The following is a 23,803-nucleotide window of genomic DNA, read 5'->3' as shown; positions in this document are numbered from 1 at the left end:
CGTCAGCCCTGCGCGACGGCACGGCCCAGCGCGGCGATCTTATCGGGGCGGAAGCCGCTCCAGTGTTCGCCTTCCGCCATCACCACGGGAACCTGGCGATAGCCCAGCGCTTTCAGCGTCTCCAGCTCGGTGGGATCCCGATCGAGGTTGATCAGCTGATACGCAATGCCCTGCTTATCCATCGCGCTTTTCGTCGCGCCGCACTGGACACAGTTATCTTTAGTGTAAATAATAATGCGCATGATTCGTATTTCCCTTTGTAGGCGGATATCCGGCACGGATAAGGCTGACAGACTGTTGAGCAAGCTTCCGGGCAGAAACGCCGCATAACCATATATTGTGTGTTGGTTGCTGTATTAAATACTAGATGTGGTGTTTATCGATTGCAACCTTATAGCTTGTGCGCTTATCAGCGCTAAGCGGGGCAAAGCCTTGCCGCACCTGGATTTAGCGCGGCAAAAAAATTTCAGGCTTTTTGCATGGCAGAACTGAAAGGGGATTCGGCAAACGGCGTGGCTAAAAAACAAGCGGTACGGCGCAATAAATTCATGACGAAGGCCGGATGCTGATGGCCAGCAGAGGCGGGGCGAGAAATATCCAGTAAGAGGTTATTGGGAAGGCTGTCATAAAACAGCAGGTATTGGATATAGCTGCTAAAGCAGGGCGGTAAACCACATAAACAAGATGTCGTGTAACTGTGGCAGCAGAACTTGCCGGCCGCAGCCACTTCTGCACTCTTATCCGGCAGAATTCGCCGTCCCGCAGAAATAACAATCCCCGCATAAGCGGGGACTGATCAGAGCATACAGGCGTAAAATTAATCGCGGGAAGTGCTGGTCGCAATCAGCGCGCCAAGGAAAACGCCGATCGCCGCGCCGATGCCGACGCCGTGCCACGGGTTATCCCGCACAAAGGTATCCACATGCTCGCCTGCGTCTTTAGCGACCTGAGACACGCGGTTGCCGCCGCCGTTAAGCTTAGCGCGGGTTTCTTTCAGCAGCGCCTGCGCTTTGCTGCGCGCATCGTCAACTTCTTCTTTCGATTTGCTGCCGTAGGATTTCAGCAGGCCATCAAGGGTATCAGCCAGCAGAGTGACGTCCTGGTTGATATCAATATCTTCGTTCTTTGTCGTCCGGTTAAACATTTAGCGCTCTCCTGGAAATGATACGGACTATTTACTATAGACTATCAGAGAGATATTTCGTGCGTCGGGCTGCCGCGCACCCTGTTTCTGGACAATTCCGAAAGCCCTGCGCCCTGGCGCTAAGGTAAGGTGACGGAGTTGGCAAGTATTAGAGGATTAAGCATGTATCTACGCCCTGATGAGGTCGCTCGCGTACTGGAAAAAGCGGGATTTGAAATGGACGCGGTCACCGCAAAAGCTTACGGCTATCGCCGAGGCGACAGCTATGTGTACGTAAATCGCGAAGCGCGTCTGGGACGCACCGCGCTGGTTATCCATCCCACGCTGAAGGAAAAAAGCCACAGCTTTGCGGAACCCGCGAACGAAATCAAAACCTGTGAGCACTACGTGCAGTTTCCCATGTACCTGGTCGGCGACAGCCGGGATCACTACGGTATTCCGCACGGCTTCAGCTCGCGCGCCGCGCTGGAACGCTATCTCGAATCCGTATTCGACTGATCGCCTGACGGGCTGAAAGCGCTGCTTTACGTTTCCTGACGTTGCATTACCGGCACAGACCAGGTATAACACCTGGCCTATGTAGAAGTTTAGACGTCTATACGGATAACAGGATGCAGCAGACTCAGCAGGACAATACGCAACAATTTAAACGCAGCATGAAGGCACGCCATCTGGTAATGCTTTCGCTTGGCGGCGTGATCGGCACCGGCCTGTTTTTTAATACCGGCTATATTATTTCCACTACCGGTGCGGCGGGTACGCTGCTGGCCTATCTGATTGGCGCGCTGGTGGTCTATCTGGTGATGCTCAGCCTGGGCGAGCTTTCCGTCGCGATGCCCGAAACCGGCGCGTTTCACGTTTATGCCGCGCGCTACCTCAGCCCGGCGACCGGCTATACCGTGGCGTGGCTTTACTGGCTGACCTGGACCGTGGCGCTGGGATCGAGCCTGACGGCCGCCGGTTTCTGTATGCAGTACTGGTTCCCCCAGTCGCCGGTCTGGCTCTGGTGCCTGCTGTTCTGCGCGCTTATCTTCCTGCTTAACGTTATCTCTTCCCGCTTCTTCGCCGAAGGGGAGTTCTGGTTTTCGCTGATCAAGGTCATCACCATTCTGGCATTTATCGTGCTTGGCGCAGGCGCGATGTTCGGCTTTATTCCGTTAAAAGACGGCAGCAGCGCGCCGTTCTTCCACAACCTGACCGCGCACGGCTGGCTGCCGCACGGCGTGCTGCCAATTTTGATGACGATGGTGGCGGTAAACTTCGCGTTCTCCGGGACCGAGTTGATTGGCATTGCCGCTGGCGAGACGGAAAATCCGCACAAGGTGCTGCCGCTGGCGATACGCACCACGGTAGCGCGGCTGATTATTTTCTTTATCGGCACCGTGCTGATCCTGGCCGCGCTGATCCCGATGGATCAGGCCGGCATTGTGAAAAGCCCGTTTGTGCTGGTGTTTGAGAAAATTGGTATCCCTTACGCGGCCGATATCTTTAACTTCGTTATCCTGACCGCGATTCTGTCAGCCGCTAATTCCGGCCTGTACGCCTCTGGCCGGATGCTCTGGTCGCTCTCCAATCAGAACACGCTGCCGCGCTGCTTTGCCCGCCTGACCCGTCGCGGCATTCCGCTGACCGCGATTTCCGTCAGTATGCTGGGCGGCCTGCTGGCGCTGTTCTCCAGCGTGATCGCGCCGGATACGGTGTTCGTCGCGCTTTCCGCTATCTCTGGCTTTGCCGTGGTGGCCGTGTGGCTGAGCATCTGCGCCGCGCACTTTTTCTTCCGCCGGGCGCATCTGCGCGCGGGTAAACCGCTTGCCGAACTGAAATATCGCGCGCCGTGGTATCCGCTAACGCCGATTTTAGGTTTTGTGCTCTGCCTGCTGGCCTGCGTCGGGCTGGCTTTCGATCCCGAGCAGCGCATCGCGCTCTACTGCGGGCTGCCTTTTATCGCCGTCTGTTACGGCGCTTACTACCTTACTCAGCTGCTGCAAAAACGCGAGCAGGCAAAGGAGACTCCACATGTTGTCGATTGATGCCGTAAAACAGCAGGTAGCCGCCGGACTGGTGCTGGATGGCGCGATGGCTACCGAGCTGGAAGCGCGCGGCTGCGACCTGAGCGACGCGCTCTGGTCTGCGAAAGTGCTGATTGAAAATCCTGAACTGATTTATCAGGTGCATTACGACTACTTTAAAGCGGGCGCGCAGGTGGCGATCACCGCCAGCTATCAGGCGACGCCGCAGGGTTTTGCGCAGCGCGGGCTGGATGAAACGGCTGCGCTGGCGCTGATTGCCCGAAGCGTGGCGCTGGCCGTGAAGGCCCGCGAGGACTATCTGGCCGCCGCGCCGCAGGCCGGGCCGCTGCTGGTTGCCGGCTCCGTAGGGCCTTACGGCGCGTTTCTGGCCGACGGTTCCGAGTATCGCGGCGACTATGCGCTGCCGCAGGCGGAGATGATGGCTTTCCACCGGCCGCGCGTGCGGGCGCTGGTGGCGGCGGGGGCGGATATTCTGGCCTGCGAAACGCTGCCTTCCTTCGCGGAGATCAAGGCGCTGATCGCGCTACTGGCAGAGTTTCCCGCCACGCCGGCCTGGTTTTCATTTACGCTGCGCGACAGCGAACATCTCAGCGACGGCACGCCGTTAGCTGAAGTCATCGCCTTTTTGGATGCGCAGCCGCAGGCGGTGGCGCTGGGGATCAACTGTATCGCGCTGGATAAGGTGACGGCCGCGCTGAAAGTTTTCTCCGCGCTGAGCGCGAAGCCGCTGGTGGTCTATCCCAATTCCGGCGAGCAGTACGATGCCGTCAGTAAAAGCTGGCACAGCGACGCCTCGACCTGCACGCTGGCGGATAACCTTGCCGAATGGCAGGCCGCCGGCGCCAGGCTGATTGGCGGCTGCTGCCGCACCACGCCCGCCGATATTAAAGCTATCGCCCAACGCTGCCGATAATACCTTCAGAGCTTTGCACCATAACGCCCGCAGCCGCCGGGCGTTATTCGCTGCGCCCAACTATTCTCACTATTTAACCTGGCAGGAAAGCTTATGAAACGTATTTTACCGGTGCTGTTTGCAGCGTGGCTGCTTGGCGGATGCGCCACTATCGTGGGCGACAAAACCCAGGATGTGAGCATTCAGAGCTGGCCACAAGGGGCAAAATTTGTGGTGCAGGATGAAACCGGCCGGGCGGTGGCGGAAGGCTACACGCCAAAGACCGTGACGCTGGCAAAATCGGACGGCAGCTACTTCGGCAAAAAGAAATTTCTGCTGATGCTGGAGCAGCCGGGCTTCGTGCCGCAAACCATTCCGCTAAACGAGAAGGCCAACCTCTGGTATCTGCTGGGTAATATCCCGCTTGGCGGCTTCCCCGGCTGGCTGCTGGTCGATCCATTTAACGGCGGCATGTACCACATCGAAGAACCGCCAGCCCGGATCATTATGAATCCTGTCGGTGCGCGCGGCTGACGGAAAACGTGGTGGCCCGCGCTGCTGGCGGGCCGGATAGCCGGAGCTACTGCGCGGTGGGCTTAACCATCGTATGCGGCGGGCGGTGCTTAGCCAGATACTGATGCTGGAAGATGCACATGCGGATGGTATTGCGATACTCGCCGTTGATAAAAAACTCGTGGATCAGCTCGCCTTCAATTTCAAATCCCAGCTTGGTGTAGATGTGGATAGCCTTTTTATTCTCTTTATCGACGATTAAATAAAGCTTGTAGAGATTGAGAACGGAGAAACCGTACTCCATGGCCAGCAGCGCTGCCTTGCTGGCAAGGCCTTTGCCCTGATGGCCGGGCGCGATAATAATCTGAAACTCCGCGCGACGGTGAATATGGTTGATTTCGACCAGCTCCACCAGGCCCACTTTATCTTCCGCATACTCCACCACGAAACGCCGTTCGCTCTGATCGTGAATGTGCTTGTCATAGAGATCGGACAGCTCGACAAACGCCTCATAAGGCTCTTCAAACCAGTAGCGCATCACGCTGGCGTTATTATCCAGCTGGTGGACAAAATGCAGATCTTCGCGTTCCAGCGGACGTAATTTTACCGATTGCTCGGCCGATAAAGCAGGCATACATCATCCTTTGTTACTGAGGCACCAGGGCAAGCAGTATAGGGCGTGCAGCAGGCGGGAAAAAGCGGGAAAACAGCACCGCCAGCGCGCAAAGGGCTGGCGGTTGAGGAAGCGTTGCGGATCAGAAGTTGTAGCCAGCCACCAGATAGTAGCCCCAGCCGGTGGATTTCACTTCAAAATTACCCGTGCCGAAGTTCAGCTCCTGGCCATCTGCCCACTGGCCGCCATTGTGGAAGTAACGCGCCACCACAGAGTAGTGCCAGTGATCGTAAACCAGCGACAGCACGTGGCTGGAAGCGATGGAGTTGCTGGTGCGTGAAGCATCGCTCTTGTCGCGCAGATCGGAACCCCAGTCAAAGTTGGTAAAGCCGATATAGCTCAGGTTACCGCCCCACAGCGAAGTCAGCGGCACAAAGTATTTCACCTTAAAGCGATAGCCGTCCCAGCTGTTTTCGTTAGCGGCACCGTAGTTCTCCCACTGGTATTTAGCGTACACGTTCAGCGACAGGTTGACCGGCGTGTGGGTATCGATATCGGTGCCCAGGCCCATGTACCAGGTGTTCTGACGGTTGTCGCTGTTACGGCCCATATCGTAGATATAGTTGTTGGCGAAATACCACTCTTTCACCGGCCCGATGCTCAGATCGGTATTGGTCAGTTTGTCGATGGAGAAGCGCGGTTCGATCTCCATAAACATCGGCGAGCCGTGGTCGAAAATGCCGTTGGCGTTGGAGTTACCGGCACCGAAGAAGTTGGTCAGATCCAGGTAGCCGTAAAAATCAAACCAGTCTTTTTTGGCGAAGGCTTCATATTCCAGATAAACGTCGTTGTTAAACTGCGGCCCGAACCGGGTGTGATAGCTGCCTACCACGTTAACGCTCTGGTGCCACCAGTCGGAAACGTACTGCGGCTGCTCGGGGGCAGCAAAAGAAGCGGTGCTGTATGAAAGCGCCATCACTGCGCCAGCCATCAGAGATTTATATTTCATTATATTACCACATGCTTATCGACCATTTTCTGCAGCCCGCGCGATGGTCTTATCTGTCGTTATCCGGAACGGAACAGGAAGGCGGTTTCAGTGCCGAAAGCGCCCGTATAAATGCCGGAAAAGTGTGCCGTCATCCGCGCTTAAGGAAATAGATATCGCTCACAGTTGTCAAACTCTGTTTCATTTCACTTTAATTAAAGTGTGATGCAGATCACGCAAAGGACGGAACTTAAGCAGCCCGTTGCTTGTCTGCGCCGAAAAAGCCTGTTTGTCGCCAGGTAAACGTTTGCTTGTTGAAGTAAGGGGGAATGCAAAGGAAAAGAAAGCCGTGCGGGGTAAATGTTATGAGGTTGTGTTATAAGATAATCTTATATAAATGGCGGGTTTTTGCGTATTTTTTAGTCATTTAACAAGCGCAAAGTTGCAAGGCGGCAGGTGACGGCCGCCCCTGTTTCACGCCATCCTGGCTGGCAGTCCGGCGGCGGATAATTACCGCCGCTTTGGTTTGGCAGTCCGGCAGCGGCGGATAATTACCACTGCTCTGGTTTGGCAGTCCGCCAGCGGCGGATAATTACCGCTGCTTTGGCCTTTCAATCCAACAGCGGCAGATGATTACCGCCGCTTTGGCCTTTCAATCCAGCAGCAGCAGATGATTGCTACTGCTGTGGCCTTTTACTCCAGCGGGCAGATAGCTGCTGGAGCCTTTCACTCCAGCAGGGGCAGAACAGCCTCCAGCCGCCCGGCATCCTCACGGTCAATTGACGCCAGCGGCTGCGGCAGATTAACCGCTTCCGTCAGGCCCAGCCTGGCGGCCAGCGCGGCGACAACCCGCAAACTGCCATATTTTGCAAACAGCGCCCAGAGCGGGGCCAGCCGATCGGAAAGGCTTTGCGCCTCCAGCTGCTGACCCGCGGCGCTCAGCCGGATAATTCGCAGGCAAACCTGCGGAAACAGGCCGCCCAGCACGGAAAACCACAGCTCGCCGCCCGCATTCAGGCCTCGCGCGGCCAGCGCGTCGCCGCTGACGCCAATGGCTATTTTGTCCGGCAATAGCTGGCGCAGACGGTCTATCCGCGCTTTTGCCTGGGCGGCATCGTCCGGCACGCCGGGAATTTTAATAGCAGCGAGCCTGGAAAGCCCGGCGAGTCGACCATACAGCTCGTCGCTGAAGGTAAATTGCGTGGTGCCGGGATTGTCATACAGGCACAGCGGCACGGAAATAGCGTCGTTGACGCTTTGATACAGCTGAAACACCTCTTCCTCCCGCAGCTTTTGGTAGGAAACCGGTGCCAGCAGCAGCGCTTTGGCTCCGGCCTGCTGCGCATCTTCGGCCAGTTCCAGCACCTGGCGCGTCCGCAGCGCGCCAATGCCCACCATCACCGGCACCTTTCCCGCTTCCTCGACGGCCAGCGAAACCACGCGCTTTCTCTCCTCACGCGTCAGATAAGCGTAGTTGCCCGTCGAACCCAATACGCCAAGCGACGTCACTCCGGCTGCCGCCAGTCGCTGGATCAAACCGCGAAAAGCGCGCTCATCAATTTCTGTTTCATTCATTGGCGTTAAAGGGAACGCGCTGAGACCGGTAAACATAGAGGTTTCCTTAATAGCGTGACGGATAAACACGCAGCGTAGCACCAGAAGGATTTCGGTATAAGAGGGCAAACCGCAACGGGCATTTTCCCGCGGGTTCCGCCAGCTTGACGGCAACATTTTTCCGCCGTTTAGCGCGCCCTTAATGTTGCCTTAATATTCCTGCGGGAAACTCTTCTCACCAACCTGAGGAGAACACTATGAAACAGCCGCACAGCCGTCCGCTAAGTGAATATACCGCCGTGATTTTCAGCGGCCTTGTGATCCTGGCTTTTCTGCGGGTTTGGTTCGCCGCCTGAGCCGCCGTCAGGAAAATTTTACCGAGGCGCGACAACCGCCGGTTTGCGGCCGATTTTCGAGGAAAAACTGCGCCTTATGCAGCTGGGCAATACGGCTGACGATGCTCAGGCCCAGCCCAATGCCGCCGTAACGGCTGTCCATCCGTACAAAAGCGCGGCTCAGCTCGCCGCTTTTGCTTTCGTCAATGCCCGGCCCGCAATCCTCCACCGCCAGCACCGCGCCGGAAACGTTTTCAATGCGAACGGTCACGACGGTGCCTTTTGGGCTGTAACGATGGGCATTCTCAAGCAGGTTCCTCAGCAGGACGCTCAGCAGCGTGGCGTCGCCGCGCACCGTGACATCCTGCGTTGCCGCCACTTCCAGCGTTTGTCCACGCTGTTGCAGCATCGCCTGCATTTCCAGGCTCATCGGCGCGATCACATCCCGCATCAGCGAAACCTGCTGATAGTTGCCGGCGGTAAAGGATTGCCCGACGCGCGCCAGTTGGAGCAGCTGAGAGACGCTGTTGGTCATCTGATCCAGACGCTCGAGCAAAGGGCGCACGTTAACGGCGTGCTTTTTCTCTATCAGCTCCAGATGCAGCCGTAGTCCGGCCAGCGGCGTGCGCAGCTCGTGGGCGACATCGGCGGTAAACAGGCGCTCGCGCTCCAGGCTGGTGGTCAGACGCGTAATCAGCTGATTAACGGCCTGGGTAACGGCATCCACTTCCCGCACCGAACGGGCACAGCTGATGGGATCGAGATCGTCCTCGCTGCGGTTTTCCAGCTGCTTTTGCAGTTCAGACAGCGGCCGCGTGATCCATTTCACCACCTGGAAACAGAGCAGCAGGGCGAGCGTAATCATAATCAGGCTCGGCACGGCCAGGCTGGCGACGGCCTCGTGGATCTCTTTTTCCACGTGCTTGTGCTGGTCATGATTATGCAGCGCCGCGTCCACCAGCAGCTGGATCTGCTCTTTGCTTTCGTGCCACAGCCACGCCACGCTAATCACCTGGCAGAACAGCAAAATCAGGCCAACCGCCATCAGCAGGCGAAAGCGCATCGTGTTGCCTTGACGTTGAAAGAAAAATTTACTCATCCGTATCGGCCTTGATCAGGGCATAGCCAAAGCCGCGCACGGTGCGGATCGCCGACCGGCCGATTTTTTCGCGCAGGTTGTGGATATGCACCTCCAGCGTGTTGGTGGACGGCTCGGTTTCCCAGTTGTAAATATCGTTGTAGAGGATTTCGCGATGCACCGGCTGCCCGGCCTTAAGCATCAGCCGCGACAGAATAGCGTACTCTTTCGGCGTCAGCTCCAGCAGCCTGTCGGCAAGATGGATCTGGCGATGCGTCATATCCAGCGCCAGCTGGCCGAAAGTCAGCCTGCTGTCACCCTGGTTAACATCGCGGCGGATCAGCGCCCGGATGCGCGCCAGCAGCTCTTCCAGCGCAAAAGGTTTGATCAGATAATCGTCCGCGCCCGCGTCCAGCCCGGTGATGCGGTCGCCGACCGTATCCCGCGCGGTGAGGATCAGCACAGGATACTTTTTCTTCTGGCGGCGCAGGCGCAGCAAAAGGCGCAGGCCGTCCTCGTCCGGCAATCCCAAATCGAGGATCAGCAGGCTATAGAGGCCGCTGGCAAGCGCGGCCTGTGCGTCGTGGCTGGTGCTTACGCCGTCGCAAACGTAGCCTTCGCCTTCCAGCGCCATAAGCAAACCCTGTAGCAGCAGGGCATCGTCTTCCACCACCAGAATTTTCACCGATTTGTGCTCCGACAGGCCGTCAGGATATCGTCGCCAGGCACATACTCACGCGTCACCGTGCCGGTCAGCCCCAGCACCGTAGAGAACAGATTATCCTGCGACCACGTATTCTTTGTCAGTTTGTTCATACAGTCCATAGCCACCGCGTGGCGCTGCTGATAGTCGGGCGACAGCCAAATCAGCATCGGCACATGCTTCTGCTCCTCCGGCGCTATCGCGTAGGGCATACCATGCAGATAGACCCCGTTTTCGCCCAACGATTCCCCGTGATCGGAAAGATAGACCAGGCTGGTGGTAAAACGATCCTGATGTGATTTTAATACGTTAATGGCTTTATCGACGATGTAATCCACATAGAGCAGGGTATTGTCGTAGGTGTTGACCAGCTGCTCCCTGGAACAGTCCTGGATCTGGTTGGTGTCGCAGGTCGGCACAAAACGGCGGAACTGCGCCGGATAGCGATGATAATAGGTTGGGCCGTGGCTGCCGATAGTATGCAGTACGATAATGCCGTTGCCCTTCAGCTGGTTGATATAGTCATCCAGGCCGTGAAACAGCACGTCGTCGTAGCATTCGCCGTCGATGCACTCGCCAGGCAGATCCAGACGTGTCATATCCTGATGCGGCACCCTGTCACAGGCGCCTTTACAGCCGCCGTCGTTCTCATTCCACAGCACGCTCAGGCCCGCGCGCTGCACGATATCCAGCAGGCCTTCCCGATGGCTGGCAAGCACATCATCATAGTGCGCGCGCGGCATCCCGGAAAACATGCAGGGCACCGACACTGCCGTAGAGGTGCCGCAGGATATGGTCTGCGGGAAATAGATAACGTTATCTTTCGCCAGCAGGGGATTGGTCTGGTGCGGATAGCCGGAAAGCGAAAAATCCGCCGCGCGCGAGGTTTCGCCCAGCACAATAATGGTCAGGCTTTTTTTCGTGCTGTTAAGCATTTGCGGGCTTTGATGCGCATCTTCTCCCAGCCTGACCAGCGGCAGGTGCGTTAGCTGGTTGTGCTTATACCAGGAAAGCGTTGCGGCAATACTGTTGGAAGGGCTAAGCGACTTCACCAGCTCTTTATGATTGCGAAACAGCGAGGCGTAATCTTTATAGAAGAGCAGGGCGATCAGCAGGATTAAAACGGCGGAGGCGGCCAGGCTGAGCACGCGCGGCACCACGCTGGTTAACAGGCCCGACGGCGTTTTGAAGCGTATCCAGAACGCCAGCACGACGGCCAGCACGCCGGAAAGCAGCAGGCTGATAACAAACTGCGGCGTCATCAGGGCAAAGGATTCCGACGCGGTGGTATCCAGCATATTGACGATCATCGAGCGGTCGAGAACGATATTGTAGTTCCAGATAAAATACTGTGCCGCAGCGGAAACCAGGATAAACAGGGCGATAAGCAGCCTGTCCAGCCACAGAAACGAAGCCAGCGTCAGCACGATATTAATGACGCTGAACGCTACCAGCGGCATAGAAAGGAAAACCAGCGTACAGCGCAACGTGGTAAGCGGCATGGCCGCCAGCACCTGATGGTAGAAGGCAAGATTCAGAAACAAAGCAATGTAGGCGGAAAAGAGGATCAGGAAAAGGTGTCGACTCAGCGACACTCTTTTTAGCTGCATCAGTGACATACCAGCAATCCGGAGCAAGAAAAGAGAGGCTCAGCCTGCCAGTGAAAGGTTAGGAAAACCTTAAGGCCCTTAAGAAATCGCGTCCGGCGCGCTATGCGCTTGCTGACTGCTGGCCCGGCGTCGGCACATTTTTCAGCTCGCCAGTTAACCAGAACTTTTTATAGCGAGCGGGCGGGATGCCTACCAGATTATGAAAAATACGATGAAAGTTATTGACGTTGTCATAGCCTACCGCATTCGCCACTTCCGTTACGCCCAGTTCGGTGCTGAGTAATAAAGACTGCGCTTCGCCGATCCTGCGTCGGGTCTGATACTGTTTAGGCGAATAACCTGAAAAAGCTTTAAACAGATGCGCCAGATAAAAACGATTCATTTGCAGTTCGGCCGTAATTAAACGGAAATCAAGATTGTCTTTATAATGTTCGTCAATAAAATCTTTAATACGCTGGCCTGGCGACAGTGCGTCAGGATCGCTAACTTCGTTTTTCTCCGCCCAGATTGTCCGACAAATTAACAGCAGCGCCTGCAATAAGCTGTGGCCCGTTTCGCTGGCGTAGGGCTTTTTACTGTTGATATGTTGCCACATCTGTAAAAAGAGCTGGCGGATTTCGTCGTAATAAACGCCGCTCGGCATCATCGCCGTCTGGCCGCGCGGCGTTAAATGATTTAGCGGCAGCCCGTGAATACTGAGCTGTTCTACGCCGCAGCTGAATAACATCAGGTCGTCCGTAGCGTGCGGGCATTCGTCATGCAGCACGCCTGCATTAAACAGCAGCAGATCGCCCTGTTTCGCCTGATACTGACGCCCGTCGATATGATAAGTGCCGCTGCCCTGCATAATAAACATCAGCTCAAACCGCTCTTGATGACGGTGCATCACGCGCGGCGTGGCGGCGCCAATGCCGTCGGCCCGGCACATAAACAGCAAACGCGGCCGCATGCCGTTTGCAAAGCCGCCCGTGGCGGAGCAGTCGTTCAGGCAAAATGTCAGCATAATTTCTCCCGTGGCGTTCATCACTATTCTTACATCAATAGTCGCTGGCTGTAATCATCAAAATTAGTTTTTATTTTTCTATAAACTGCTGATTGATAATGGATATAGAAAAATAGTCGGCCAGAAAATCTCTGTTTTTGCTTTATGCCGCCGCAATCAACCAGCAAAAACGGCTGCCGTTGCACCGGCCGAGTCTTTTTTGAGCACATTTTGAAATAAAAGGTTCAACCGCCATCCCGTCGGCAAAAAGGTAAATCCCCTTTTTCGCTATGGCTTTTTAATGTTGACCGACAGGACGAAAATCATCAAAACGGCAGAATAAAAGCCTGATTGCCGCCCCGGTTACCAGCGTAATTAATGCCGTAAGATATTATCTTCCTTGTTATTTTTAATAAAAGGAAGCGTAGAAATAATCTCTTCATTCTTGCTAAGTCAACGCGTTAAAATCAGTTTGTGATTGCTGTCACCCGCTATGGGAAAATTTAAGCGGAATATTGATCTCCACCACGGTATGAATTTTTCGTTATCTTTCTATATGGCCTTTTTCTTTCACTTCGGTATACCCTTTTCTCTGTCCGCTGTAGCCTGGGATTGTTTTTAAACGGCGGCAACAGCCATTAACGGTTTATAAAAAATGATGCAAGGCGTTCCTTAAAACCAGACGGAAAACCCTATGTATAATAAAAGTCACCTGCAAAATCCCGACCGAATGCGCTTTATTACGCTGGTCTCTACTATCGGCGGATTATGTTTCGGCTATGATACCGGCGTAATTTCCGGCGCATTAATTTTTATGAAATATGATTTTAATTTAACGCCGGTGCAGGAAGGTTTTATTACTTCCTTTTTGCTGTTCGGCGCGGCGTTGGGATCGCTGTTCGGCGGTTATTTATCCGATAAGCAGGGGCGGCGGAAAAACCTGCTGTGGGTCGCGGCGATATTTATTATTGGCGCGCTGGGCACGGCTTTCGCCTGGAATGTCCCTTCCATGATCGTCGCCCGCTTTGTCCTTGGCCTGGCCGTCGGCTGCGCTTCGGTAACCGTGCCTGTTTACATCACTGAACTGGCGCGGCCAGCCCGGCGCGAGCGACTGGTTACGGTCAATGAGCTGATGATCGTTACCGGCCAGTTCCTCGCCTACTCGATGAACGCCGGTATCGTTAATTTTTATCCCGATATGTCGCATAACTGGCGCATCATGCTGGCGATCCCGGCTATTCCCGGCGCACTGCTGTGGATCGGGATGCTGATGATGCCGGAATCACCGCGCTTTCTTCTGCGCCACGGCGAAACCGATAAAGCCATAAAGGTGCTGAAAACCATCCGTCTGCCGCAAGAGGTCGATCGTGAGGTCAAAGAGATACAGCGCATTCTCCAGATTGATACGGCACGGCTGAATATCTTTGCCGAGCTGAAAAAACCCTGGGTTATCCAGCTGATTCTGATTGGCCTGATGATCGTGCTGGCCACACGCGTGACGGGCGTCAATACCATCATGTATTACGCGCCGACAGTGCTGAAAGCTACTGGTCTGGGCGATGCGGCCGCGGTCACCGGCGCGGTGGCCAACGGCGTGGTCTCCATCCTCGCAACGCTGCTGGGCATGGTGCTGATTGGCAAACACTCGCGCAGAAAAATCTTTTTCACCGGGCAGGCTGGCGTCACCCTGAGCCTGGTGCTGATCGGACTCTCCTTTAAGCTTTTCTTCCATACCGAAATCCAAAACGGCGTGGAGAGTCTGCATGCCGATTTTGCGAGCGCAAGCTACATCATCCTGGGTCTGATGCTGCTGTTTCTGGTCTTTATGCAGGGCTGGATAGCGCCGGTTTTCTGGCTGATGCTGGCGGAAATCTATCCGCTGCGGATGCGCGGCCTTGGCATGGGTATCGCCGTGTTCGGCCTGTGGATCTTCGACTTTATTATCCAGTCCATCTTCCCGCTGCTGCTGCATCACTATGGCGGCGGCATGACCTTTGGCTTCTTCGCGGCGACCAATGTCGTGATGCTGATCCTGCTGGTTAAATTTCTGCCCGAAACGCGCGGGCTGACTTTAGAACAGATTGAAAATAAATTCCGCTTTTAAAAGTGAGGTAAACGCAATGCCAGTAAATATCGGACTCATTGGCCTGGGCATGATTGGCCGCGATCATCTGCAACGCTTCAGTACAGTAATTAATAACGCCAGAGTCACGGCGGTGTGCGATATCAATAGCGGCGTAGCGGATACGCTGGCGAAGCAGTACCAGGCCACCGCTTATTATGACGCTATTGAGATGATTCATTCAGAAAGCGTGGACGCCATTTTTATTTGTTCTGTCGGCCCTGTGCACAAGGAACAGATCCTGGCCGCCATCAAAGTCGGCAAGCCAATATTTTGCGAAAAGCCGCTGACGCCGACCGCTGAAGAATCGAAAGCCATTATCGATGCGGAAACGGCATACGGTAAACGATTGCTACAGCTGGGCTTTATGCGTCGCTTCGATCCCGGCTATATCGAACTGAAAAAGAGCATCGATGCCGGCGAGCTGGGCGATATCCTGCTGATGCACTGTGCGCACCGCAATCCTTCCGTACCGGAGAGCTATACGCTGGAAATGGCGATTAACGATTCAGCAACCCATGAAATCGACATCATCCGCTACCTGCTTAACGAAAACATTGTTTCGGTACGCGTCGATATACCGCGTAAAAAAACCAGCCGCGCGCTGCCGCATTTGCAGGATCCGCTGATGGTGATTTTTGAAACGGAATCGGGCGTGCGCATCGATGACGAACTGTTTGTTAACTGCAACTACGGTTACGACATCCAGTGTGAAGTTATCGGGGAAAATGCTATCGCCAGCCTGACAGAACAGGCGCTAACCGTGAAGCGATCCGTCAGCGGCGCCGGATACCCTATCGCCAAAACCTGTATGGAACGTTTTGCCACTGCCTACGATCGGGAGGTGCAGAACTTTATCGACAATATCAGCAGCGGCAGAGAGATGAGCGGGCCGTCTTGCTGGGACGGTTACGTCGTTGCGCTGGTGTGCGATGCGGGACTCGCTTCATTGCAGGATGGCTTAAAACACGAAGTCACCGTGCCGCCGCGTCCGGCGCTCTACCGCTAATCATTAACAGGAACCGACTATGCTGGCACTTTCGCAGGACGACCTTTTTCTCGACTGCCAGGCCTCGTCAAAAACAGAGGCGCTCCGTCAGGCAGCCGCAGCGCTGGAGCAGGGCGGCTACGTAAAGCATGGCTTTTTTGATGCCATGCTGGCGCGGGAAAGCAGCGTATCGACTTATCTGGGCGCGGGGATTGCTCTGCCACACTGCGCTAAAGAGCGCATCGATCTGGTGATTAAAACCGGCTTTCAGGTTTTTCAGTTTCCACAGGGCGTGAACTGGGGGAAGGGCAAGATCGCCTTTATCGTGGTAGCGGTAGCGGCGAAGCAAAACGAGCATATCCAGGTTATCGCCGATATCGCTGACCTGTTTAGCAACGAATGGAAAAGCACGCTGCTGGCGCAGGCAACCAGCAAAACCGATTTTATTACGCTGTTTGTAAAGCCGGAATTTTAAACAGGCCGACAGCGCAATCCAGACCTGATGAATTAAGGATCACCCATGAAACTTGCACTTTGTACGGACGTCCTGGCAAATTTGTCATTTGGCGAAATGCTGGATCGGGTAAAAAGCTACGGGATTTACGGCGTGGAGATGACGGCAGGCGGCTGGTCGCCCTGTCCGCATGTGCCAACCGATGAGCTGCTGGCCTCTGCGGAAAAGCTGGCCGCTTTCCGTCATGAACTGGAACGGCGCGATATGGAGATCGTGGCGCTGAACTGTTCAGGCAATCCGCTGGCGCCTGGCGAGCTGGGGGAAAGGCACAGCAACAGCAGCTACAAAACCATTGAGCTGGCGGCCAGGCTGGGCGTGAAAAAGATAGTGATGATGAGCGGCCTGCCGGGCGGCGGCCCGGAAGATAAAATCCCAAACTGGATCGCTTCGACCGTATCCTGGCCCGACTATATGCCTGGCGTGCTGGCTTACCAGTGGGAAGAGGTGGCTATTCCCTGGTGGAAAAAATTTGTGCAGCATGCGCGTCGGCACGGCATTGAGAAAATTGCTATAGAAGCCTTTCCGAGCCAGCTGGTTTACAACGCGTCGACGCTGCTTAAGCTACGTAGTGCGGTGGATGAGATGATAGGGATCAACCTTGATCCTTCGCATCTGATCGCCATGGGTGCCGATCCGATCGCCGCCGCCAGAAAGCTGGAAGGCGCGATATTCCACGTGCACGGCAAAGATGCGCGCATTGAGCGCGGTCTGGCGGATATTGATGGACTGATGGAAACGCAGCCGGTAACGGAAACGAAATCCAGAACCTGGAACTATGTAGCGGTGGGCTGCGGGAAAGATTTACTGTGGTGGAAGGAGTTTTTCTCCGTGTTGCGGATGACCGGCTACAACGACTATGTCGCGCTGGAAATGGAAGATTTGACGATGAGCGTTGAGGCCGGGCTGCAAACGTCAATTGAGGCGCTGAATGCCAGCATCAGCCGCTAGCGTTCGCTCCCCATCGGTCTGTGAAACCCTGTAGAGCCATAAAAGAAAAGGCCGCATAAGCGGCCTTCAACTCGATCACGATAAGCGATTACTCAGTGACTTTCTTTTTCAGATCGCTGGCGCCTTCTTTGGTCTTATTCCAGCCTTTTTCAGTGCCTTCTTTGGTTGCATCCCAACCTTTTTCGGTACCTTCTTTGGTCTTATGCCAGGTTTTCTGCGTGCCTTCGCTGATTTTGCTGGTGGTGTCGTGGCTTTTGCCTTCCGCCGCGTGTTCAGACTTCAGCTTCAGCTCTTTGCCTTCATTCTGGGTCTGGTGCAGTTTCTCTTTTGCCGTGTTGGCGCCTTCGTTAGCGGCGGCTACGGTGTCGTCCGTTGCGTGTGTGGCGGCAAAAACAGGAGAAGCCAGCAGCAGGGCAGAAAGTGCAATAATCGTTTTTTTCATGATTTCCTCACCAAACATTGATCCGTTGTGTAGTTAAGCATGGCACGGCAAATGACGTCCCGCCTTAGGAATAACCTGTATTTGAGCATAGCTGAAGCGGGCGATTTTGCTGCTTTACCGGTGGAATGGCGGTTAAAAAGCGCTTACGCAGGGATAAACAGAAGGATTGCAGCAGCGAGAAAGCGGCGCCGGATACTGACGAACAAAAAAGTATCCGTCCGGCAGGGCCGAACGGAAAGAGGGCGGTATCATATCGATCAGGCGGCACGTACCTGCGGCATGGCGATATCGGCGCTGATGCGGGTTCCCTCGGCATCAAACACCATGCAGTGATGGGGGTAAAACCCGGGCTGTAGATGTTGATAAGGGCGGAAATGCACGTCGCCCGGCAGCAGCATCTTGAAGCCGTCGTGGCCGTGGCCCTGGCCAAACAGATAAGTATTGTTGCCAAGCCGTTCAACCACTTCGCAATGGAAATTGAGATGCAGCGGCGCATCGCCGCCAATCTGCAGCTGCTCTGGACGAATGCCCAGCGTAATGGCGTCGCCCGGCTGCAGCTGGCGCACCGGCGGCGGCAGCTGTAGCGTATGCTCGCCCTCATTGATACTGGCGATCAGTCCGCCGGTGCCGCACTGCTGCACGCGCGCCGGCAGAAAATTCATTTTCGGCGAGCCGATAAAGCCCGCCACAAAGCGGTTTACCGGATTATAGTAGAGCGCCATCGGCGATCCGACCTGTTCCACCTTGCCGTAGTTCATTACCACGATCTTATCCGCCAGCGTCATCGCCTCGATCTGGTCGTGGGTGACATAGACCATGGTGGTTTTCAGTTCCTGATGCAGTTTGGCAATGTGCAGCCGCATATCGACGCGCAGTTCCGCGTCCAGGTTCGAGAGCGGCTCATCGAACATAAACACGCGTGGGTTGCGCACGATAGCGCGACCGATAGCGACGCGCTGGCGCTGCCCGCCGGAGAGCTGCTTCGGTTTACGGTCGAGAAGGTGGGCAAGCTGCAGCGTTTTCGACACCATCTCAACCTGATGCTGAACCTGCGCTTTCGGCACGCCGTTAACCTTCAGGCCGTAGCCGATATTCTCCGCCACCGTCATATGCGGATAGAGCGCATAGGACTGAAAGACCATCGCCACGCCGCGATGAGCGGGCGCAACGTCATTCATCACCTCATCGCCAATTAAAATCTCGCCGTCGCTGATCTCCTCCAGTCCGGCAATCAGCCGCAGCAGGGTGGATTTACCGCAGCCGGAAGGGCCGACAAAAACGGCAAACTCGCCCGCCTCAATATCAAGCTCGATATTTTTCAGCGTTTCTGTTTTTCCAAAGCGTTTGGTGACGTTTCTCAGTCTGATGCTGGACATGCGGATCCTCATGGCGAAAAGGTTTGGCTGTGGAAGTATGTAGTACGTATAACAATTACGAGCACTTCACGTCAGCCCTGATGGTGCCTGCTTTGACTATAACGCCGCCCTGATGCACGCCCTATCGCTGTTGTTGATTTCTGTAATACCGATCACACATTGATGCGAAGGGGCTGGAGCACGACGGAAGTTACGCGTAGCTTAAGCCCACAATGCGATACGTCGTTCCTGCTTTATAGATTGTGAAAGCCGAGGAAAACCGCGAACTACGCACATGATTTCAGCATCTTTTAGTTTGAAATGTCATACCTTCACATGGGGTCTTTAATGAGAATCAAAACTGGCGTTACGCTTCTTCTGTCAGCCCTGATGCTGAATCAGGCGGCCTGGGCCGCACCACAGCTCACCGTCTGGGAAGATATTAAAAAATCGGACGGCATCAAAACGGCGATCGTCGATTTTCAAAAGCAATTTAACGTTGAGGTGAAGGTGCAGGAAATGCCGTTCGCCCAGCAGATCGAAAAATTACGGCTTGATGGCCCGGCCGGCATCGGCCCGGACGTGCTGGTGATCCCTAACGATCAGCTTGGCAGCGCGGTAGTGCAGGGGCTGCTGGCACCGCTGAACGTCGCGGCGGCAGAGCAGGCGGCCTACACGCCATCGGCCATGGCGGCATTTGTGCACGATAAGGTGGTTTACGGCATCCCGAAGGCGGTGGAAACGCTGGTGCTGATTTACAACAAGGATCTGCTGCCGTCACCGCTGAAATCGCTGGATGAATATCGCGCTTTCTCTCAGAAGCAGCGCGCGGCGCAGCAATACGGCCTGCTGGCGAAGTTCGACCAGCTTTACTACAGCTGGGGCGTTATGTCGCCAATGGGCGCTTACATCTTTGGCAAAGACGGCAAGGGCGCGCTCGCGACCCAGGATGTCGGGTTAAACACGCCCGGCAGCGTTGAAGCAGTTACTTACCTCAAGCGCTTCTTCAGCGAAGGACTGTTGCCGAGCGGCATTATGGGCGACAACGGCCTGAATGCTATCGACTCACTGTTTACCGAGAAAAAAGCCGCGGCGGTTATCAACGGGCCGTGGGCCTTCCAGCCCTATCAGGCGGCGGGCATCAACTATGGCGTAACGCCGCTGCCGCTGCTGCCCAACGGCAAGCCGATGAGCTCGTTCCTGGGCGTAAAAGGCTATGTGGTGTCGACCTGGAGTAAAGATCGGGCGCTGGCGCAGAAGTTCATCACTTTTATCAACCAGCCGCAGTATGCGAAAGAACGCTATCAGAAGACGCAGGAGATCCCGCCGGTGACCGCGCTGATGAACGATCCGATCATCAAAAACGATGAGAAAGCGAATGCGGTAGCGGTGCAGGCGACCCGCGCCTCCGCGATGCCGGGCGTGCCGGAGATGCAGGAAGTCTGGGGCCCGGCCAATGCCGCGCTGGAGCTGAGCGTTTCCGGCAAGCAGGAACCGAAGGCCGCGCTGGATAACGCCGTGAAGCAAATTTCAATGCAGATCGAAGCGATGCAGGCCAGTAACCAGTAATGCAGGTTCGCGGGGCAACCCGCACAGGATAAGGATCCGGGTGTGACTATTTCTTCCGATGAAAAGCTGGCGATGCCTAAGCGTCCGCGTCGCCATGCGACGACCGGCGCGCTGCTGGCGCTGCTGCCTGGCTGCGGCCAGTTTTACCACCGCCAGTGGGCCAAAGGGCTCTGCTTTCTGGTTTTGCTGTGCAGCTTTACCGGCGTCTTCCACGATTTTCTCCGCGAGGGGCTGTGGGGGCTTTATACGCTGGGCGAAGAGGTGCCGCGCGATAACTCGATCTTTCTGCTGGCGGAGGGCATTATCAGCGTGCTTATCGTTGCCTTTGGGGTGGCGATTTGGGCGCTGTCGGTGCGCGATGCCTGGCTTAACGGCGCAAAGCGCGATAACCATCAGCCGCTGAACAGCGTGCGCCAGCAGTATCAGCTGCTGCTGCGTGACGGCTTTCCCTACCTGATGATTTCGCCCGGCTTTATCCTGCTGGTGTTTGTGGTGGTGTTTCCGATCCTGTTTGGTTTCGCCATCGCCTTCACCAACTATAACCTCTATCACACGCCGCCGGCGAAGCTGGTGGACTGGGTCGGCTTCAAAAACTTCGTTAATATTTTCACCCTGTCGATCTGGCGCTCCACTTTCCTGGACGTGCTGCAGTGGACGGTGGTGTGGACGCTGCTGGCCACCACGCTACAGTGCAGCGTCGGCGTCATGCTGGCGATTCTGGTCAACCAGAAAGACCTGCGCTTCAAGCCGCTTATCCGCACTATTTTTATCCTGCCGTGGGCGGTGCCGGGTTTTGTCACTATTTTGGTGTTTGCTGGTATGTTCAACGACAGCTTTGGCGTGATCAACAATGCCATTCTCCATTTCTTTGGGATTGCGCCGAAGGCGTGGATGACCGATCCCTTCTGGAGTAAAACCGCGCTGATCCTGATGCAGACCTGGCTCGGTTTTCCGTTTGTCTTCGCCATGACCACCGGCGTATTGCAGGCGATCCCCGACGATCTCTACGAGGCGGCGATCATGGACGGCGCCAGCGCGTGGACGCGGCTGAAAACCATCACGCTGCCGCTGGTGCTCTACGCTATTGCGCCGATCATCATCACCCAGTACACCTTCAATTTTAATAATTTCAACATTATCTACCTGTTTAATAACGGCGGGCCGGCGGTAGCGGGATCGAACGCCGGCGGGACCGATATCCTGGTGTCATGGATCTACAAGCTCACCATGTCGTCGTCGCAGTACGCTATCGCCGCCACCATCACTATTTTGCTGTCGATTTTCGTGGTGGGTCTTGCGCTGTGGCAGTTCCGCGCAACCCGATCGTTTAAACAAGATGAGATGGCGTAAGGAAGCAATTATGGCGAAGTCCGTGAGTATTAAACGCGAAAAATGGGTGCGCCTGTCGTTGACCTGGCTGGTGGTGTTAGCGGTCTCGACCATTATTATTTATCCGCTGATCTGGACGGTAGGCGCGTCGCTGAACGCCGGCAATAGCCTGCTCAGCAGCTCGATTATCCCGGAAAACGCCTCGTTGCAGCACTATCGCAACCTGTTCAACGGCACCGTGCCTTACCTGACCTGGTACTGGAACTCGATGAAAATCAGCTTCCTGACCATGGTGTTGACCCTGCTCAGCGTCAGCTGTACGGCCTATGCCTTTTCGCGCTTTCGCTTCAAAGGACGGCAAAACGGGCTGATGCTGTTTCTGCTGCTGCAGATGATCCCGCAATTTTCCGCGCTAATCGCTATTTTCGTGCTGTCGCAGCTGCTGGGGCTGATTAACAGCCATATTGCGCTGGTGCTGATATACGTGGGCGGCATGATCCCGATGAACACTTATCTGATGAAGGGCTATCTCGATTCTATCCCTAAAGATCTGGATGAATCGGCACGCATGGACGGCGCGGGCAACTTCCGTATCTTTGTGGAGATTATTATGCCGCTGTCGAAGCCGATCCTGGCGGTGGTGGCGCTGTTCTCCTTCACCGGGCCGCTGGGCGATTTTATTCTGTCCAGCACCATCCTGCGTACCCCCGAGCAATTTACGCTGCCGATTGGCCTTTATAACCTGGTGTCGCAAAAGATGGGCGCCAGCTACACCACCTATGCGGCTGGCGCGGTGCTGATTGCGCTGCCGGTCGCCGTCTTTTATCTGGCACTGCAGAAATACTTCGTCTCTGGCCTGACCTCAGGCGGCACCAAAGGATAAATCATGACACCAAAAACCTTACTTCTCGCCCTGGCGCTGGCCTGGGCGACACCGCTGCTCGCCGCCGATCCGGCACCTGTCGCCTCCGCCGGGCCGTGGCCAGCGGATTTTGTGAAGGGTGCGGATATCTCTTCACTGGCGGAACTGGAGCGACAGGGCGCGAAATTCTATAACGCGGCCAATCAGCAGCAGGATGCCATCGCCATCCTGAAAGCCAACGGCATCAATACCGTTCGTCTACGGCTGTGGGTCGATCCCCGCGACGGCAGCGGCCATACCTACGGCGGCGGCGGCAACGATCTGCCGACCACATTGGCGCTGTCGAAACGCGTAAAAGCCGCGGGCCTGAAGCTGCTGCTCGACATTCATTACAGCGATTTCTGGACCGATCCCGGCAAGCAGTTCAAGCCAAAAGCCTGGCAGTCGTTGCCTTTCCCGCAGCTGGAAACTGCGGTGCATGACTATACGCGCGACGCCATCGCCCGCTTTAAGGCGGAAGGCGTAATGCCGGATATCGTGCAGATCGGCAACGAGCTGAACGGCGGCATGCTCTGGCCGGAGGGCAAAAGCTGGGGGCAGAACGGCGGCGAGTTCGATCGGCTGGCGGCCCTGCTGAAAGCGGGCATCAGCGGCCTGCGCGAAAACCTCAGCGATCCGCAGCAGGTGAAGATCATGCTGCATCTGGCCGAAGGCACCAAAAACGACATGTTCCGCTGGTGGTTTGATGAAATCGTCAAGCGCCAGGTGCCGTTCGATATTATCGGCCTGTCGATGTACACCTACTGGAACGGCCCGATTAGCGCGCTGAAAGTCAATATGGACGACATCAGCCAGCGCTATAACAAAGACGTAATGGTGGTGGAGGCCGCCTATGGCTACACGCTGGAAAACTGCGATAGCGCCGAAAACAGCTTCCAGGCTAAAGAGGAACAGGCGGGCGGCTATCCCGGCACGGTGGCCGGTCAGGCGGCCTGGCTGCACGATCTAATCAAAGCGGTGCTGGCGGTGCCGAACCATCGCGGCAAAGGCGTGGTGTACTGGGAGCCGGCCTGGATCCCGGCGCCGGGCAATACCTGGGCGACGCCAGCCGGGATGAAGTATATCCACGACGAGTGGAAGCAGGGTAACGCCCGCGAAAATCAGGCGTTGTTTGACTGTCACGGCAAGGCGCTGCCTTCGCTACAGGTTTTTCATTAATCCATTGGCGCTAT

Annotated in this window: 23 protein-coding genes; 12 read left to right on the top strand and 11 right to left on the bottom strand. The window is 55.7% G+C overall.

Features of this window, described 5'->3' with window-relative positions; all coding sequences use genetic code 11:
- Positions 1–2: 2 nt before the first annotated feature.
- The gene (gene nrdH / locus ACMGEE_RS16470) at positions 3–242 is read right to left on the bottom strand and encodes a glutaredoxin-like protein NrdH (protein WP_125289391.1); all 240 of its coding nucleotides are present in this window, start codon (positions 240–242) and stop codon (positions 3–5) included.
- 575 nt (positions 243–817) lie between these two features.
- The gene (locus ACMGEE_RS16465) at positions 818–1,144 is read right to left on the bottom strand and encodes a DUF883 family protein (RefSeq protein WP_125289392.1); all 327 of its coding nucleotides are present in this window, start codon (positions 1,142–1,144) and stop codon (positions 818–820) included.
- A 162-nt stretch (positions 1,145–1,306) separates the two neighbouring features.
- Here ACMGEE_RS16465 and ACMGEE_RS16460 point away from each other — a divergent pair, with 162 nt between their 5' ends.
- From ACMGEE_RS16460 to ACMGEE_RS16445, 4 genes are all read left to right on the top strand, one after another.
- Positions 1,307–1,642, top strand: coding sequence for a DUF2002 family protein (locus ACMGEE_RS16460; RefSeq protein WP_125289393.1), 336 nt, complete (start codon positions 1,307–1,309; stop codon positions 1,640–1,642).
- A gap of 113 nt (positions 1,643–1,755) precedes the next feature.
- Entirely contained in the window at positions 1,756–3,174 is a 1,419-nt protein-coding gene (gene mmuP / locus ACMGEE_RS16455; protein WP_253459077.1) for an S-methylmethionine permease, read from the top strand.
- Positions 3,161–4,087: a homocysteine S-methyltransferase gene (gene mmuM, locus ACMGEE_RS16450; protein ID WP_253459080.1), complete on the top strand. Its 927-nt coding sequence runs from the start codon at positions 3,161–3,163 to the stop codon at positions 4,085–4,087. The genes mmuP and mmuM overlap by 14 nt, the downstream gene beginning before the upstream one ends.
- Positions 4,088–4,180: 93 nt before the next feature.
- Positions 4,181–4,600: a hypothetical protein gene (locus ACMGEE_RS16445; protein WP_125289397.1), complete on the top strand. Its 420-nt coding sequence runs from the start codon at positions 4,181–4,183 to the stop codon at positions 4,598–4,600.
- 46 nt (positions 4,601–4,646) lie between these two features.
- On the opposite strand, the gene speG is transcribed toward ACMGEE_RS16445, so the two are convergent.
- The 7 genes from speG to ACMGEE_RS16410 all read right to left on the bottom strand — a co-directional run bounded on the left by speG (position 4,647) and on the right by ACMGEE_RS16410 (position 12,463).
- Positions 4,647–5,213: a spermidine N1-acetyltransferase gene (gene speG, locus ACMGEE_RS16440; protein WP_253459083.1), complete on the bottom strand. Its 567-nt coding sequence runs from the start codon at positions 5,211–5,213 to the stop codon at positions 4,647–4,649.
- A 121-nt stretch (positions 5,214–5,334) separates the two neighbouring features.
- Positions 5,335–6,201 carry a nucleoside-specific channel-forming protein Tsx gene (locus ACMGEE_RS16435; RefSeq protein WP_253459086.1) on the bottom strand — a complete coding sequence of 289 codons (867 nt, stop codon included), beginning with the start codon at positions 6,199–6,201 and terminating at the stop codon, positions 5,335–5,337.
- A 705-nt stretch (positions 6,202–6,906) separates the two neighbouring features.
- Complete coding sequence (locus ACMGEE_RS16430) at positions 6,907–7,791, bottom strand: dihydrodipicolinate synthase family protein (protein WP_436830354.1); 885 nt, start codon at positions 7,789–7,791, stop codon at positions 6,907–6,909.
- A 306-nt stretch (positions 7,792–8,097) separates the two neighbouring features.
- Positions 8,098–9,168 carry a two-component system sensor histidine kinase PmrB gene (gene pmrB, locus ACMGEE_RS16425; protein WP_253459093.1) on the bottom strand — a complete coding sequence of 357 codons (1,071 nt, stop codon included), beginning with the start codon at positions 9,166–9,168 and terminating at the stop codon, positions 8,098–8,100.
- On the bottom strand, positions 9,161–9,832 hold the full coding sequence (gene pmrA, locus ACMGEE_RS16420; protein ID WP_253459096.1) for a two-component system response regulator PmrA: 672 nt from the start codon (positions 9,830–9,832) through the stop codon (positions 9,161–9,163). The genes pmrB and pmrA overlap by 8 nt, the downstream gene beginning before the upstream one ends.
- Positions 9,829–11,469 (bottom strand): phosphoethanolamine transferase EptA, encoded by a 1,641-nt coding sequence (eptA, locus tag ACMGEE_RS16415; RefSeq protein ID WP_436830353.1) that lies wholly within the window; start codon positions 11,467–11,469, stop codon positions 9,829–9,831. Before eptA ends, pmrA begins: the two co-directional genes overlap by 4 nt.
- Before the next feature lie 91 nt (positions 11,470–11,560).
- Entirely contained in the window at positions 11,561–12,463 is a 903-nt protein-coding gene (locus tag ACMGEE_RS16410; RefSeq protein WP_253459101.1) for an AraC family transcriptional regulator, read from the bottom strand.
- Positions 12,464–13,136: 673 nt separating this feature from the next.
- On the opposite strand from ACMGEE_RS16410, the gene ACMGEE_RS16405 reads away from it, so the two are divergent.
- From ACMGEE_RS16405 to ACMGEE_RS16390, 4 genes are read left to right on the top strand one after another with little or no spacing between them, the layout of a single operon-like run.
- Positions 13,137–14,546, top strand: coding sequence for a sugar porter family MFS transporter (locus ACMGEE_RS16405; RefSeq protein ID WP_369896956.1), 1,410 nt, complete (start codon positions 13,137–13,139; stop codon positions 14,544–14,546).
- A 16-nt stretch (positions 14,547–14,562) separates the two neighbouring features.
- Complete coding sequence (locus ACMGEE_RS16400) at positions 14,563–15,573, top strand: Gfo/Idh/MocA family protein (RefSeq protein WP_253459107.1); 1,011 nt, start codon at positions 14,563–14,565, stop codon at positions 15,571–15,573.
- A 19-nt stretch (positions 15,574–15,592) separates the two neighbouring features.
- Positions 15,593–16,027 (top strand): PTS mannitol transporter subunit IIA, encoded by a 435-nt coding sequence (locus tag ACMGEE_RS16395; protein ID WP_369896954.1) that lies wholly within the window; start codon positions 15,593–15,595, stop codon positions 16,025–16,027.
- A gap of 45 nt (positions 16,028–16,072) precedes the next feature.
- Positions 16,073–17,014, top strand: coding sequence for a sugar phosphate isomerase/epimerase family protein (locus ACMGEE_RS16390; RefSeq protein WP_436830352.1), 942 nt, complete (start codon positions 16,073–16,075; stop codon positions 17,012–17,014).
- Between the two features lie 88 nt (positions 17,015–17,102).
- Here the strand turns inward: ACMGEE_RS16390 and ACMGEE_RS16385 are convergent, their stop codons facing one another.
- Complete coding sequence (locus tag ACMGEE_RS16385) at positions 17,103–17,456, bottom strand: KPN_00521 family repetitive protein (RefSeq protein WP_253459116.1); 354 nt, start codon at positions 17,454–17,456, stop codon at positions 17,103–17,105.
- A 257-nt stretch (positions 17,457–17,713) separates the two neighbouring features.
- A complete protein-coding gene (locus ACMGEE_RS16380) occupies positions 17,714–18,832 on the bottom strand; it encodes an ABC transporter ATP-binding protein (RefSeq protein WP_253459119.1) in 1,119 nt (372 codons plus the stop codon).
- Between the two features lie 327 nt (positions 18,833–19,159).
- Between ACMGEE_RS16380 and ACMGEE_RS16375 the strand changes: the two genes are divergently transcribed.
- From ACMGEE_RS16375 to ACMGEE_RS16360, 4 genes are all read left to right on the top strand, one after another.
- On the top strand, positions 19,160–20,380 hold the full coding sequence (locus ACMGEE_RS16375; RefSeq protein WP_253459121.1) for an extracellular solute-binding protein: 1,221 nt from the start codon (positions 19,160–19,162) through the stop codon (positions 20,378–20,380).
- A gap of 72 nt (positions 20,381–20,452) precedes the next feature.
- Complete coding sequence (locus ACMGEE_RS16370) at positions 20,453–21,730, top strand: carbohydrate ABC transporter permease (protein ID WP_301289828.1); 1,278 nt, start codon at positions 20,453–20,455, stop codon at positions 21,728–21,730.
- A gap of 10 nt (positions 21,731–21,740) precedes the next feature.
- A complete protein-coding gene (locus tag ACMGEE_RS16365; RefSeq protein ID WP_253459124.1) occupies positions 21,741–22,592 on the top strand; it encodes a sugar ABC transporter permease in 852 nt (283 codons plus the stop codon).
- Positions 22,593–22,595: 3 nt separating this feature from the next.
- Positions 22,596–23,789 carry a glycoside hydrolase family 53 protein gene (locus tag ACMGEE_RS16360; protein WP_436830351.1) on the top strand — a complete coding sequence of 398 codons (1,194 nt, stop codon included), beginning with the start codon at positions 22,596–22,598 and terminating at the stop codon, positions 23,787–23,789.
- Positions 23,790–23,803: the final 14 nt, after the last annotated feature.

Origin of the sequence: Erwinia artemisiae (assembly GCF_051400835.1) — a bacterium.
GTDB lineage: Bacteria > Pseudomonadota > Gammaproteobacteria > Enterobacterales > Enterobacteriaceae > Erwinia > Erwinia aeris.
The sequence above is the reverse complement of the archived record's forward strand: the minus strand, read 5'-3'. Positions and strand labels throughout refer to the sequence as shown.